A 14,057-nucleotide genomic window follows, 5' to 3' on the forward strand; every position below is an offset into this window, starting at 1 on the left:
GCTGGGTTCGCCAGGCTTGCGTTCGGGCGACCGACTCGGCCGGATCGCACTTCCACCCGACCCGCACCGGTCGCCTCGGCACGCGACACGGGGATTTCCGCACTTTTTTTCTCGACGCCGCGACACTGCCGAAGGTGCAGGTGAGGCCGCACCCGAGCCTGCGAAGTAACCGACCGAGCAGATTATTACGGTCGCGCAACGGGATCGGTAACGTTACGATAACGGAGCTGTCCGAACGATAACGATCGACAGCCGTGCCACGACTCGACAGACAAGAGGCACTGCACCACATCGGCGGAACCGAACGGTTCCCACACACGGACAACGGGGCGGAGGTACACCATGCGGGTAGGAGTCGGTGTATCCACCGGATCCGAGGGCGTGTGCGCAGCCCTGGTCACCGTCGAATCCGACGGCAGCCATGCAGTCGAATACCGCACCGTCTCGGCGGATCGCCAGGCGAAGATCGATGTCGTTGATCTCGTGACGTCCGCGGTCGAGCTGATGGCGTCCCTCGTTCCAGGCGACCGGCAGCCCGATTCCATCGCAGTCACCTTCCGAACCGAAGAACACGCGGCGCGCATCCGCGCTGCACTCGCGCACACCACGCGAGACGTTCGGCTCGTTCCGGAAGCCGCCGCCGCGTCGGCACATTTGGCCACCACCGGTCTGGTCGACGGGTACGACACCATCGCCCTGGTGGACCTGGGAGCCAGTGGACTGTCGGTGACCGTGGCCCGCCGTACCGACGGTGTCGTTCTGTCCTACGGCCGATCCGAGGCCATCGGCGGCGTCGTTCTCGACGCACTGGTCAAGGACCTCGTTCAGAACATGACGCTCGACAATCTGCGAGACGACATTCGCGACGACCGCGGAATCGGATCGGCGCGGTACCGGGCGATCAAAGAACTGCTCTCACACGAGAACGAAGCACGCATCGAGCGATACAGCGGTGTACCGCTTACCGTGAGCCGCGCTGCATTCGAGACCGCTGCATCGCCCCTCTTCGACGAGGCAGCGCAGTTCGTGCGCAGCGTGTTCGACGAAAGCACCCACGAACCCGAGGCCATCGTGCTGATCGGCGGCGGTGCCCACATCCCGCTGCTGGCCACGTCTCTGACCGACACGTTCCATGCACGCATCGTTCGTCTCCCCGAGCCGGATGCCGTGCTGGCTGTGGGCGCGGCCGTCGTCGCCGCATCGGTGACCGACAACGATTACCCCCTGGTCTCGGCCGCACGCCGGACTGCGGGCCGGATGGGTCGCTACTCGGGTGCGATCGCGGCGGCCGTCGTCGCAGGCGGGCTGGTCCTCGCCTACGGGCTGCAGACGATGACCCCGGCAGACGACCCCAGCGTGTCCCCTGCCGGTAGCGCCACCGAACCCGTCGCAGCCGGGGACGCAGGACGACCCGCAGCCGAGGGCTACTCGCCGAGCGATACGCCGACTTCGACCCGTTACTCGGCTGACCCTATCGGCCCCGCAGCGACCACAGCCGATTCCTCGCGTCCGACGTCCCGACTCCCCGCGTCCTCCGCACCGACCACCACGCCGACGTTGCGACCTGCTCCCGACCTCCCGCGGATCGACTGGCCCATGGATCCGGCACCGGAGTCGTCGTCGCCCGACGCGGGCACCAGCGTCACCGTCGAGCCGTCGACGCCGGTCTCGCCCGAGCCCACGACGACGCCCGCGCCGACCACCAGCTCGCCTGTCGAGCCGACCCCGGCCCCGGGTGAGACCTCCGAACCCACCACGCCGTCCGGCCCGATCGAGCTCAGCCCAGGACCGACACCTCGACCCTCGGCAGGGTCGGTTCCGGAAAGCTCGGAAGTCCCGACCGGATCGATCACCGTTCCCACGACGGTCGTCCGTGGCTCGGATTCCACTCCGGAATTGACCGCTCCGCCGACGGTCTGGTCACCACCACCTGCTGTATCCGGTCAGAGCGTCGAGCCCCGGACGTCACCGGACACGGCAGCGCCGCGAACCTCCGAGCCCCCTCAGGACGCTCAGCCGGGAACCTGACTGGTCGCGACCGACAGGCCGGGGTCCGTCACCGCTGTCAGAGCCGACGGTGCCGCGCCCCCGGCAACCAGGTGAGCACCGAGGGCGGCAATCATGACACCGTTGTCGGTACACAGCCGCGGCTTCGGAATTCGCAGCGTCAAACCCTGTTGCGCGCACCGTGATTCGATCAACGAGCGAATCCGCGAGTTGGCCGTTGCACCTCCACCGAGAACGAGGGTGTCGACGTTCACGTCGGTCGCCGCGCGTACCGCCTTCATCGTCAACACATCCGCAACGGACTCCTGGAACGACGCCGCGATGTCGGCGACCGGAATCGGATCTCCGGCCCGCTGACGTGCCTCGACGAAGCGGGCGACGGCCGTCTTGACCCCCGAGAACGAGAAGTCGTAGCGAGCGTCCCGTGGGCCGGTCATTCCGCGGGGAAAAGCAATCGCAGTCGGATCGCCTTCGCGCGCCGCATCGTCGAGCGCCGGACCGCCCGGGTAGCCCAGACCGAGCAGGCGGGCCACCTTGTCGAACGCCTCACCGGCCGCGTCGTCGACAGTGGTACCCAGCTCCGCGATGGGCTTGGACAGATCGTCGACGTGCAACAGATGAGTATGTCCGCCGGAGACCAGAAGTGCCACGCACGACGGCATCGGACCGTGCTCGAGGGTGTCGACCGCGACGTGGCCGCCCAGATGATTGACGGCGTAGAAGGGGACGTCCCATGCCGCTGCGTAGGCCTTGGCAGCGGCAACTCCGACCAGTAAGGCGCCGGCCAGGCCTGGTCCGATGGTCACTGCGACCGCGTCGGGACGATCGATGTCGGCGGCGGCGAGAGCGCGGCGCATCGTCGGAACCATGGCCTCGAGGTGGGCCCTCGACGCCACCTCGGGTACCACTCCGCCGTACCGGGCGTGCTCGTCGACACTGGATGCCACCTCGTCGGCCAGCAACTCGCACACACCCGAGTCGCGCCAGCGGACGATGCCGACTCCTGTCTCGTCGCAGGAGCTTTCGATACCCATGACGATCATCGGGCAGCCTCCGTCTTCTCCGGCCGACGCATGGTGAACGCATCGGCTCCGCTGGGCTGGTAGTACTTCGCCCTGGTACCCACGATCTCGAAGCCCTCACGTCGGTACAACTCGATGGCCGGGTCGTTGTCTGTGCGCACCTCGAGAAACACCGGCCCACCGTGATCGTCGGCGACGCGCAGCAATTCGCTCAACAGTCGTCCGCCGATCCCCCGGCGATGGTGCGCGGGATCGACACCGATGGTGTGCACCTCGGCCTCACCGGCGACGAATGCGCCGCGGCTCGGTTGCCCCAGCAGAGAGATTCCCGCGTAACCGACGATCTCGCCGGCCTCCTTCGCCGTGACGTAATGATTGTGCGGCGCAGCCAGTTCCGCCACGAATGCGTCTGCCGACCACGGGTCGTCACCCTCGAAGAGCACCGTCTCGAGATACGCGCATCGTGCGCAGTCGTGCACCGTCATCGGTTCGATCGTCACCGTCATCGCGCGGCCTTCTCCGCAGCCCGTTCGGCGAGTGTCTTCGCGTCCGGGCGCCGCAGATAGAGCGGAACGAGCGGTCCCGGTACAGTCCCGCTGCCGATGTCGGTGGCAGCCACCCGGACCAGACCTGCCGGGGACGGGGCCTGCACGTCACGCACCGGCAACCCGAACAGTGCGGCATGCGACGCGGAACCGGCAACAGCGTCGACACCTCCGTGCTCCAGTTCCGCCGGAGCGATCACGTCGGGGCCCGCTACCCGAACCCCGGCTTCGTAACGTGCCCAATAGATTTCACGACGACGTGCGTCCGTGACCACCAACAGCGAACCGGATTCGTCGACGTCCGCCGCGATCGCGTCGAGACTGCAGACACCGTGGACCGGCAGTCCGAGCGCATCACCGAATGCGGCCGCGGTCGCCATCCCCACCCGCAGGCCGGTGTACGGACCGGGGCCCACTCCCACGACGACGGCCGCCAGATCGGTAGCCACGATGCCGGCCTCGGCCAGGCACTCGAGGATGTGGGGAGTCAGAACCTCGGCGTGCGATCGCGCGTCGACCTTGATGCGGGTGGCGACGGTGGTGACATCGGCCCCGTCGGCAGCGGAGTCGGACAACCGCACCACACCTGCGGTGACGGCAGGGGTCGAGGTGTCCACGGCAAGTACGAGCACGAGGATCAAGGCTACCCGCCCGGTGGCCGCACCCAGCACTCCCGTAGCCGCGGCACCACGAACCCGGGATACCCGCATCGCACGCTTCGTCGAGTGTCGTTACGGGCGCGCCGGGTTTCGGTGCTCACTCGGGTGGGCGGCCGAGCGCATCGCCATTCACCCGTCGAGCACTCACCCTTCGGACGTCCGATTCCGGATCGCGTGACAAGCGCACGGAGACATGCTGATCCGTCAGGGTCTCCACCACGCCCTCGCCCCACTCGACGACGACGACGGCGTGCTCGAGATCGGTATCGAGGTCCAACGCGTCCAGCTCGTCGAACGCGGACTGCCCCGTCATACCCAGACGGTAGGCGTCGACGTGCACGAGGGCGACAGGCGGTAAACCGTTGGGGCGCACGCCTGGTCGATGCTCGCGGGCGATGACGAACGTCGGTGAGGTGACGCGACCGTGCACCCCGAGACCCGCCGCGATCCCCTTGGTCATCGCGGTCTTCCCTGCACCGAGCGGACCGTCGAGTACGACGAGATCGCCGGCGACCAGAATGTCCGCGAGCCGAACACCGAACTCGGCCGTGTCCGTCGCCGTCGCCAGTTCGGCCTCGACGGGCAGGTCGAGCCGGGAGTTCGGTGGACTCTCGGAATCAGACAACGCCCCACCGCTTCTTCTTGGGCTCCGATGCTCGCGCCACCAGGCGAAGGATCGCACCGTTGACCTGTTCGGGGAACTCCAACTGCACCAGGTGCCCACCTTGACGCACCCGCACCATCTCCGATTTCGGCAGAGCGTCGGTGAGTGCCTCCGAACTTGCGAAGGGAATGATCCAGTCCTCGTCGCCGCACACCACCGACACCGGAATGTTCTCGAATTCCGCCAGAGCCGCCGACTCGTCGTGCAGTTCGAGGGTCTCGAGAAAATTCACGATGGTGACAACGGAGGTGTCGTCGATCATCGACTGCGAGAATGCCACCAGCCGAGGAGACACCCGCGTTCCGTACGAGGCCGCGCGCAGCACCGGTGAAATGATGGCGCGCACCGCTCCTCGCCCGAATTGCACCAGGCCGGGTGACGTGCGTACAGCCAGTCGAAAAGCATCGACTGCCGGATTCTGCAGGCTGCGGCCGACTCCCGTCTGTGCGAGGCCGGCAGCCGTAGTGGAGATCAGCACGGCACCGATCACTCGCTGCCGGACGACGGACGACCGCTGTCGCGCCATGGAGAGAATCGACATGCCGCCCATCGAGTGCCCGACCAGAACGATGCGTCCCTTGGGCACGACCGAACGGATGACCGCGTCGAGGTCGAGGCCGAGCTGACCGATGGTGCAACTGCTTGCACTGGGCACCCCGGAGCGGCCGTGACCGCGCTGGTCGTAGAACACCATGCGCACGCTCGAACCCCACTGCTGTTCGAGCGCACGTCGTTGGAAATGCCACGACGACATGCGCAGGCAGTATCCGTGCACGAACACGACGGTCAGTTGTGCATCCGCCGGCCCCACCTCACGGACCGCCAGCGGAACACCGTCGTCCGCCGTGACGATACTGCCTCGATCGGCGTCCATCAGGTCGAGATTCTCGGTCGCCAGCGGATCCTTGTTGGATCGAAACGCCGTCTCCCGCACCACTATCGCAAGACTCTCCAGCAATCCCAGCATGGCCTACTTCGTCGCCTCCCCTGAGCGCGTGCCGACGAAACGACGTCGAACACGTCCACGAACGCCGGTGACGACCTCGTAGCCGATGGTGTCGAGCGCATCCGCCCAATCCTGAGCGTGCGGCTCTCCGCTGTCCCCCGGCCCGAACAGTATCGCCTCGTCGCCGATGGCGACACCCGAGCTGTCGCCGCCGAGATCGACGACGAATTGGTCCATGCACACGCGCCCCACCGACGGGTAGCGACGACCGTCGATGGTCACCTCGAAACGACCGCTGAGTCGGCGTACGACCCCGTCGGCATAACCCAGCGCCACCAGTGCGACCACGGTGTCGGTCGGAGCTGTCCAGGTGTATCCGTACGACACCGATTCACCTCGGTTCACCTTCTTGATGTGGGCCACCTGCGCGGACAATGTCATGACCGGACGCAAGCCGAAATCTCCCATATCGGGCACCGGCGACAGGCCGTACAGCGCAATACCCGGACGCACCATGTCGAAACCGAGGTCCGGCCTGGTCAGCGTTGCCGCCGAGTTGGACAGGTGCACGACGGCCGGCGAGATACCGCGCCGGCCGGCGCGGGCAACAGCGTCGCGGAGCCGCTCTGCCTGGGCGTCGTTGGCCGGGTGATTCGGTTCGTCTGCACAGGCGAGATGCGAGAACATCCCCGTCAATCGCACGGACCCCTCGGCGACGGCGGACGCGGTGGCATCCAGGACGACGTCGAGGTCCGCCCGCGCAACGCCGTTGCGATTGAGGCCGGTATCGATCTTGAGCGAGAGGTCGGCAGTGAGACCGGTCCGCCTGGCTGCGGCGATGACCGAGTTCAGCTGGCCGGCCGTGGACACCCCGACTCCGATGTCCTCGGCGATCGCAGCACCGAAGTCCGAATCGGCACGGTGCAGCCACGCCAGCACCGGCACGGTGACTCCGGCTGCGCGCAGTTCCAGGGCCTCGCCGATCGTCGTGACCCCGAATTCGTGCACGCCGGCCGCGACGGCAGCGTGTGCCACGGGGGCTGCCCCATGGTTGTAGGCGTCGGATTTCAGGACGGCCATCACGGCGGCGTCGCCTGCGAATTCCTGCAGAACCCGGACATTGTGGGCCACGGCATCGAGATCGACGGTTGCCAGAGCACCCGAATCCGTCCGCGGATCGGTCTCCACGTCGCCGTTACCGATAGTCACAACATTCGATAGTGCCATCCCTGCCGCACACACCACGGATCAGGTGGCACAACTCATGGACACACCGGCAGATCGGCCGGCGAGCCCGGTGCAGCTCAGACAGCGACCGAGCGGACCGTCCGGATGGCTTCTCGCAGGCTGTTCGACAACGGTGTCGCCGAGATCGGGGCGGCGAATTCGCCATCGGCTCCGTGCGCGGCATGGGCTGCGGCCAGTGCGTGCACCTTGGCTCCGCACGCGGCCGCGGTCGACGGTGCCATTCCGGTTGCGAGTAGGGCACCGAGGACGCCGGACAGCACGTCCCCGGATCCGGCGGTGGACGCGGCGGATCCGCCCGCGTCACTGACGAACGCGGTGCCGTCCGAGTCGGCGACGACCGTCGCGCGGCCCTTCAGCAGCACGGTGACGCCCCACCGAGCGGCGAGGCCTCGTACGGCCGCTACGCGGTCGGGACCGGGTTCCGATCCGGTCAGGCGGGCGAACTCCCCGGCGTGCGGGGTCAACAGCGTCGGTGCAGTGCGATCGACGACCCACTGCTCGTTGTCCGCGAGGATCGTCAATGCATCGGCGTCGACGACCACCGGCAGATTCGATTCGAGAACTCGACGCACGATGTCCGCCGAGGAGTCGTCCGTGCCGAAGCCGGGGCCGACGACCCACGACTGCACCCTCCCCGCTGCATCCAGATCCGGTGCGACGACGACCTCCGGGTGGTGCGAGACCACTTCTGCGCCGGCACTTCCCACGTACCGAACCATCCCGGACGTGGCGGCGACGGCTGCGCCGACACACAGCAACGCAGCCCCGGGATACGTGGCACTGCCGGCCAACACGCCGACGACTCCCTGCGAGTACTTGTCGTCCGACGCGGTGGGAATCGGCCAGATTCGGCCTACGTCGGCCGGTTCGAAGGACTCGATCTCGGGCGACGGCAGGGTCAGCCCGATGTCGATCACGTCGATTCGGCCACAACGAGGTACGGCCAACACGTGCACCGGTTTGCGAGCGCCGAACGTGACGGTGACATCGGCGGTCACCGCCGGTCCCGACACCTCACCGGTTTCTGCATCGACGCCACTGGGGATGTCCACGGAGACGATGGGCGCGGTGATCCGGTCGACCATCCCGGCAGCGTGGGGACGTAGCGGACCCTTCCCTGATATCCCGACGATGGCGTCGATGACGAGGTCCGGATCGTCCGGCTCCGTGACGACCCGTCCCCCCGAGGCTCGCAGGGCCGCAAGACCTTCGGTGTGCACACGGTCCGGATCGAGCAGCAGCGCGGACACCGCGACGCCGCGCCTGCGCAGGAACGCACCTGACCACAGGCCGTCTCCGCCGTTGTCTCCCGATCCGACCAGTATCAGTACTCGTCGCCCCGCGACGCCGCCGGTTCGCGAGAAGAGCTCGCGCGCCACCACCGAGGCCAAGCCGTACGCAGCGCGGCGCATCAACGTGCCGTCGGGCAACGATTGCAGCAGCGGAGCCTCGGCGTTCCTGATCTGCTCGGGTGTGTAGTAGCCGCGCATGCCGAGGTCCTCCCGCTCGTGCCGTCGTGTGTGTCGAGCCCCGCCGGTCCTTCTACTCGACCGTGACGGACTTGGCCAGATTTCGCGGCTTGTCCACGTCGTAGCCGCGTGCCTGAGCAACCTCGGCTGCGAAGACCTGCAGCGGAATCGTCGAGAGCAACGGCTGCAGCAGTGTCGACGCCGCCGGGATCTCGATGAGGCTGTCCGCGAAAGGCCGGACCGCTTCGTCGCCCTCCTCCGCGATGACGACCGTCCGAGCGCCGCGGGCCTGGATCTCGCGGATGTTGCTGAGCATCTTCGAGTGCAGCACCGCACGGCCCTTGGGCGACGGCATGACGATGATGACCGGAACGCCGTCCTCGATCAGCGCGATCGGACCGTGCTTGAGCTCACCGGCGGCGAATCCCTCCGCGTGCATGTAGGCGAGCTCCTTGAGCTTGAGCGCGCCTTCGAGTGCGACGGGGTAACCGACGTGTCGACCGAGGAACAGGATGGTCGACGACGTCGACAGCTCGCGCGCGAGCGCACGCACCGGCTCGACCGTCTCGAGCACCCGCTGCACCAACTCCGGCATCGCTTCGAGTTCGGCGAACTCGCGCGCCACCTCGTCCGGGTACTTGGTGCCGCGCGCCTGAGCGAGAGCCAAGCCGACGAGGTAGTTCGCGGTCACCTGGGCGAGAAACGCCTTGGTCGACGCGACGCCGATCTCCGGACCTGCACGCGTGTACAGAACTGCGTCGGCCTCGCGGGGAATCTGCGAGCCGTTGGTGTTGCACACCGCAAGAACGCGCGCCTTCTGGTCCTTGGCGTGCCGCACTGCTTCGAGGGTGTCGGCGGTCTCGCCGGACTGCGAGATGGCCACGACCAGGGTCGACCGATCCAGTACCGGGTCGCGATAGCGGAACTCGCTGGCCAGTTCCACTTCCACCGGCAGCCGGGTCCAGTGCTCGATGGCGTACTTGGCGAGCAGACCCGAATGGTAGGCACTGCCACAAGCGACGACGAACACCTTGTCGACGTCACGCAGTTCCTGATCGGAAAGACGCTGCTCGTCGAGCACGATCCGGCCGTTGTCGAAGTGGCCGAGCAACGTGTCGGCCACGGCGGCGGGCTGCTCCTGGATTTCCTTGAGCATGAAGTAGTCGTGGCCGCCCTTCTCGGCGGCCGCGAGGTCCCAATCGATCCGGAACGGACGCCCCTGCGCCTCGTTGCCGTCGAAATCGCTGATGTCGTAGCCATCGGCCGTGATGACGACGACCTGGTCCTGCCCGAGTTCGACGGCGTCGCGCGTGTGCTCGATGAACGCAGCGACATCGGACCCGAGGAACATCTCGCCGTCGCCGACTCCGAGCACCAGAGGGGTCGACCTACGCGCGGCGACGATCGTGTCCGCGTGATCGGAATGAGTGAAGACCAGCGTGAACGCACCCTCGAGGCGACGCAGCACTGCCTTCGCACTGGCCACGAAATCGCCCGCAGTAGGCCCGTCCGCGTATGCCCGAGCGACGAGGTGGACAGCGACCTCGGTATCGGTGTCGGACAGGAACTCCACACCCGCCGTTTCGAGTTCGGCACGCAGCGGACCGAAGTTCTCGATGATGCCGTTGTGCACCACCGCCACCGTTCCGGACGCGGCGCGATGTGGGTGAGCGTTGCGGTCGGTCGGACGCCCGTGGGTCGCCCACCGCGTGTGTCCCATGCCGGTGGTCCCGACGAACGTATCGGTGCCGATGTCGTCCAGTTCGGCCTCGAGGTTTGCCAGACGCCCGGCCTTGCGCTCCACCGCGGTAGAGCCCGCGCCGTCCAGTATCGCGATTCCTGCGGAGTCGTAGCCCCGATATTCCATACGCCGAAGCGCCTCGACCACCACACCCAAAGCTGGGCGGTGGCCGACATATCCAACGATTCCGCACATGGTGCATCAGGGTACTCGGCACGACGCGCACGACCCATTCGCTCAGGTCGCCGTGTCCGGCGTCCCCATACCCGAGCACATTCGGTAGCGTCATCTCTCGTGGCGAAACCGAAGAAGCTGGCATCTGCTCTCTCCAAGCGTGGCCCGCACAAGGTACTCAGAGGGAACCTGGCCCTGGCCGGGCAACCTGGCGTCGTCTACACCCCGGCCGAGGGCTTCGGCCTGCCCGGTGTGGCGTTCGCGCACGGTTGGATGCTCCGCCCCGGCAGTTACACCGACACCCTGAAGCACCTGGCGTCGTGGGGGTTCGTCGTGGCAGCACCCGACACCGAGCGTGGCCTCGTGCCCTCGCACCGCGGACTCGCCACCGACCTGGGCACTGTGCTCGACATCATGACCGGCGTTCGCCTGGGCTCGGGCAACATCAGCGTGCATCCCGAGAATCTGGCCACAGTCGGTCACGCGATGGGCGCCGGGACCGCCGTACTCGCTGCCTCCCGACGACCGGATGTCAAAGCGGTCGCCGCCCTGTTTCCGGCACCGACGGCACCGTCGTCCGAGGACGCCGCCGCAGGCCTCGACGTGCCCGGACTGGTCGTCGGCGACAGCTCGAACGCAGATTCGCTCAACGACAATTCACTGGCTCTCGCCCAGGCCTGGCACGGACCGTCCGTCCTCCGACGGATCGACGGCTCGACGGCAGACGGATTCGTCGAAGGCCGGCGAATGCTCCGCGCACTGGGAGTCAACAGCTCCGACCGCAAGACCCAGCAACGCACCCGCGCTGCACTGACCGCATTTCTGCTCTACCACCTGACCGGCGACTCCGACTACGAGGAATTGGCCGGAACGAACGGCGACATCGCCGGCACCCGTGCTGTCGATCCTCACGCGCCGCTGACCGAGCAGCCCAAGCCAAAGGCGACCGCCTCGATCAAGGCTCTACTGGGACGCGGCTGACCCTTCCGGGTTCGGCGTCGTCACACCAGCCACGATCGGGGTTGCTCGTCGGGGTCCGGTTCGACGTGTGGTGCGCCGTGCCGCCGATCCAGGTGAGCCGGGCGCAAAACCGAGCCCGCTGCCGACCGAGTGTCGCTTCCGCTCAACGGGTCCGAAACCCCCTGCCCCACATCGGTTCTCGCCGGTTCTCTTGGATTTCGTAGCCGTTCGGCGGCATCCGCCATCGCCGACCGATGCGCGTCGCGAATACGGTGCAGTTCACGACGCCACGCGGGGTCCGAATTCACAGTGCACCCGCCTCGCTCAAGCCCGCGCCGGACCCCGCCGAGCTGGGCTGAGGTTCGGTGACCGGAGGGGCCACGGGAGCTGCAGGTACCTCATGAGTCTCGTTCGAGCCCTGCCGGACGGAGCGCTCCTCGCCCGAAGTTTCAGGAACGCATACCTCCGGAGTGTCCGCGGTCGATGCGGGCTGCAAGTCCGTCGGTTCACTACCCACCTGCGGCTCGTCGGCCGGTGCGACATCCACCGGCGGTGAGGTCGCTGTGTTCGGCTCGGGAGCGCCGGACTCGGCAGAAGGAGGTGCCGGTTCGATCTCGGGTTCTGCATCGGGTGTGGTTCGATCCCCCGCGGCGGGCTCCGGCGGTTCCACGGTCGCCGAAGACCGGTTCGACACCCCGACACCGCTCGGGTCGACGGTCCCGGGAACTTCGACGATCTCCGGCAACCCGAAGGGACCAACGCGCAACTCGAACGTGCGCACCCCGAGGCCCGGTGTCTCGAGTCGAAGCGATACGGCCCCATCGTGTTCGAGCGCGATACGGGCACGATGGCCGTCGAGTTCGGCCTCGAGATGGCCGCGCTCGCCGACGACCTTCGATGCATCACCGAATTCCGGCGACGGGATCGAAGCGGGCGGATCATCGAGCGTTGCAGTCGGATTGGGTTCTGCGGTGGGGTCGGGTTCTGAGGCGGGGTCGGGTTCTGCGGTGGGGCCGGATTCTGCGGTGGGGTCGGCATCGGTCTCGTCACTGACACTCCCGTCGCCGGTCGTGTCACCGAGCGCCTCGACAACCCGGTCCACGATGTCGTCCACAATGCCGTCCACAATGCCGTCGACGAGTCCGGCGACTGCATCGACCCGACTGTCTTCGCGACCATTGTCGTTCTCGGTTTCGCCCCACGCTTTGGGACCGGTGGCACGTGTATCCGGAGCAGGTGCCGGTTGAGCCGAGGCCAGCACCTCGGACGGAGGTTGGGCTGTCGATGTGGGTCCGGTGACGGCTGCATCTCCCCCGGCTCCGGCCGTGACCGCCGCTGGGGAGTTCTCGGGCGACGACCGCTCGCTCGAGTGCTCGGAAACAACCAGCGGCACCCAGCTGCGCTCGTCGAGCTCGTCGAACACGGGGTGGACGACTTCCTCGATGACCTTCACCACCAGGGCCAAGCACTCTCGAACGGCCGTGTCCGTGGCCGTGCAGGCAGACGACATTGCGGCACACGTGCGTTGCACATGTGGCACGAACTCGCCCTCGATCCATTCTCGAGACCGGTCGGCGACCTCGGCCGCGAACTCGTCCGATACGTCTGCTCGCGCGAATCGCTCGGCCCATTCCGGAAACGCCGGTGCCAGGCGGGCGAACACGGTTGCCCGGTCGACCGGGACGCACTCGATGCCCGAGGCCAGCAGAAGCGCATCGGTTCGGTCGGGATCGTGTCCTTCCACGGCGTCGGTATCGAGGCTTCCGACGAGCTCGGCCTTGTCGGTCACAGCCTCACGCAGTACGTCCACAGCCGCGTACATCGTTTGCAGCGCATCCTCGACCGAGTCGAGAAGCACTCCTGCTCTCTCCTGCTCGGTGCCCACGTACTGCTGCGCCGTCTCACCGGCGTCACCGTGCCACCGCAGTCGGAGAACGATCAGAAGCTGCGCCTGCTCGTCCAATTGTTCGCTCAGCGCCGCAGCCATCGCCCCGACCGCATCTGCGTCGGACGTCAAAGCATCCAGGTTGAGGCCGCGCTGCTCGTCGTACCATGCACACACCTCGTCGTAGCGCGGGACTTCGCTGCCGGGCACGCGCTCGGCCAACGGCAGGAAACGCTCGAAGTACAGCAGCCCGACGGCATTGGCGTCGAGAATCTCGTCGACCGATGCTGCCTCGGCGGGCGAGGTGGAAGAAACAGTCACCGCAACGAGTCGATCGCGTGGGCACCGGCGTCGTCCTGTATTTCGTACGCGCTCATCGCGGCGACGAGGGCATCCGCGATGTCGTCGACCGACGATCGCCACACCCCGACGGCTCGCCCGAGCCCGGAGTGGGCGTCGAGATAGGCCGCGCCCAGGTCTCCGTAGTTCCGTCCTGCGGCGGCGGTACCGAATCCCGGTGATGCGATCGAATCGGCCGCCGTGCCCAGGGCCTCCGCCGACGCCGTCATCGAGTTCGCCACCTCGCGCACGCGGACCGCGTCCACCCAGAATCCGTCGCTCATCGCCCGCCCGTTCCCGCTCGAAGTGCCCCTTTCCCTCTATGACGTGCGCCGACTCCCATCGGTTCCCCGGCGAGCGGTAACGTCCCGATACGAAACGTCGGTAACAGACAACCG

Annotated in this window: 12 protein-coding genes; 2 read left to right on the forward strand and 10 right to left on the reverse strand. The window is 67.2% G+C overall.

Going from position 1 to position 14,057, the window contains the following annotated elements; genetic code table 11:
- Positions 1-342 precede the first annotated feature (342 nt).
- Entirely contained in the window at positions 343-2,028 is a 1,686-nt protein-coding gene (locus AB0O58_RS11810; RefSeq protein ID WP_363797605.1) for an Hsp70 family protein, read from the forward strand.
- Here AB0O58_RS11810 and tsaD read toward each other — a convergent pair.
- The 8 genes from tsaD to glmS all read right to left on the reverse strand — a co-directional run bounded on the left by tsaD (position 2,013) and on the right by glmS (position 10,496).
- The gene (gene tsaD / locus AB0O58_RS11815; protein ID WP_283542213.1) at positions 2,013-3,050 is read right to left on the reverse strand and encodes a tRNA (adenosine(37)-N6)-threonylcarbamoyltransferase complex transferase subunit TsaD; all 1,038 of its coding nucleotides are present in this window, start codon (positions 3,048-3,050) and stop codon (positions 2,013-2,015) included. The two genes, AB0O58_RS11810 and tsaD, sit on opposite strands and share 16 nt — an antisense overlap.
- Positions 3,047-3,535: a ribosomal protein S18-alanine N-acetyltransferase gene (rimI, locus tag AB0O58_RS11820; protein ID WP_027496358.1), complete on the reverse strand. Its 489-nt coding sequence runs from the start codon at positions 3,533-3,535 to the stop codon at positions 3,047-3,049. Before rimI ends, tsaD begins: the two co-directional genes overlap by 4 nt.
- Positions 3,532-4,206 (reverse strand): tRNA (adenosine(37)-N6)-threonylcarbamoyltransferase complex dimerization subunit type 1 TsaB, encoded by a 675-nt coding sequence (gene tsaB, locus AB0O58_RS11825; RefSeq protein WP_206498600.1) that lies wholly within the window; start codon positions 4,204-4,206, stop codon positions 3,532-3,534. Before tsaB ends, rimI begins: the two co-directional genes overlap by 4 nt.
- 124 nt (positions 4,207-4,330) lie before the next feature.
- Positions 4,331-4,801 (reverse strand): tRNA (adenosine(37)-N6)-threonylcarbamoyltransferase complex ATPase subunit type 1 TsaE, encoded by a 471-nt coding sequence (gene tsaE, locus AB0O58_RS11830; protein WP_283348309.1) that lies wholly within the window; start codon positions 4,799-4,801, stop codon positions 4,331-4,333.
- 49 nt (positions 4,802-4,850) lie between these two features.
- Entirely contained in the window at positions 4,851-5,864 is a 1,014-nt protein-coding gene (locus tag AB0O58_RS11835; RefSeq protein ID WP_027496355.1) for an alpha/beta hydrolase, read from the reverse strand.
- A 3-nt stretch (positions 5,865-5,867) separates the two neighbouring features.
- Complete coding sequence (gene alr, locus AB0O58_RS11840) at positions 5,868-7,052, reverse strand: alanine racemase (protein WP_363797607.1); 1,185 nt, start codon at positions 7,050-7,052, stop codon at positions 5,868-5,870.
- Between the two features lie 95 nt (positions 7,053-7,147).
- A complete protein-coding gene (locus tag AB0O58_RS11845) occupies positions 7,148-8,581 on the reverse strand; it encodes an NAD(P)H-hydrate dehydratase (protein ID WP_363797609.1) in 1,434 nt (477 codons plus the stop codon).
- Between the two features lie 52 nt (positions 8,582-8,633).
- The gene (gene glmS, locus AB0O58_RS11850; protein ID WP_363797611.1) at positions 8,634-10,496 is read right to left on the reverse strand and encodes a glutamine--fructose-6-phosphate transaminase (isomerizing); all 1,863 of its coding nucleotides are present in this window, start codon (positions 10,494-10,496) and stop codon (positions 8,634-8,636) included.
- 99 nt (positions 10,497-10,595) lie between these two features.
- Here glmS and AB0O58_RS11855 point away from each other — a divergent pair, with 99 nt between their 5' ends.
- Complete coding sequence (locus tag AB0O58_RS11855; protein ID WP_032388212.1) at positions 10,596-11,456, forward strand: dienelactone hydrolase family protein; 861 nt, start codon at positions 10,596-10,598, stop codon at positions 11,454-11,456.
- Between the two features lie 283 nt (positions 11,457-11,739).
- On the opposite strand, the gene AB0O58_RS11860 is transcribed toward AB0O58_RS11855, so the two are convergent.
- Together AB0O58_RS11860 and AB0O58_RS11865 are read right to left on the reverse strand one after the other, a co-directional pair.
- The gene (locus AB0O58_RS11860) at positions 11,740-13,641 is read right to left on the reverse strand and encodes a hypothetical protein (RefSeq protein WP_283551074.1); all 1,902 of its coding nucleotides are present in this window, start codon (positions 13,639-13,641) and stop codon (positions 11,740-11,742) included.
- Positions 13,638-13,943 (reverse strand): type VII secretion target, encoded by a 306-nt coding sequence (locus tag AB0O58_RS11865; protein ID WP_027496348.1) that lies wholly within the window; start codon positions 13,941-13,943, stop codon positions 13,638-13,640. Before AB0O58_RS11865 ends, AB0O58_RS11860 begins: the two co-directional genes overlap by 4 nt.
- Positions 13,944-14,057 lie beyond the last annotated feature (114 nt).

The organism is Rhodococcus sp. NPDC080181, assembly GCF_040702225.1.
Taxonomy (GTDB): domain Bacteria; phylum Actinomycetota; class Actinomycetes; order Mycobacteriales; family Mycobacteriaceae; genus Rhodococcoides; species Rhodococcoides fascians.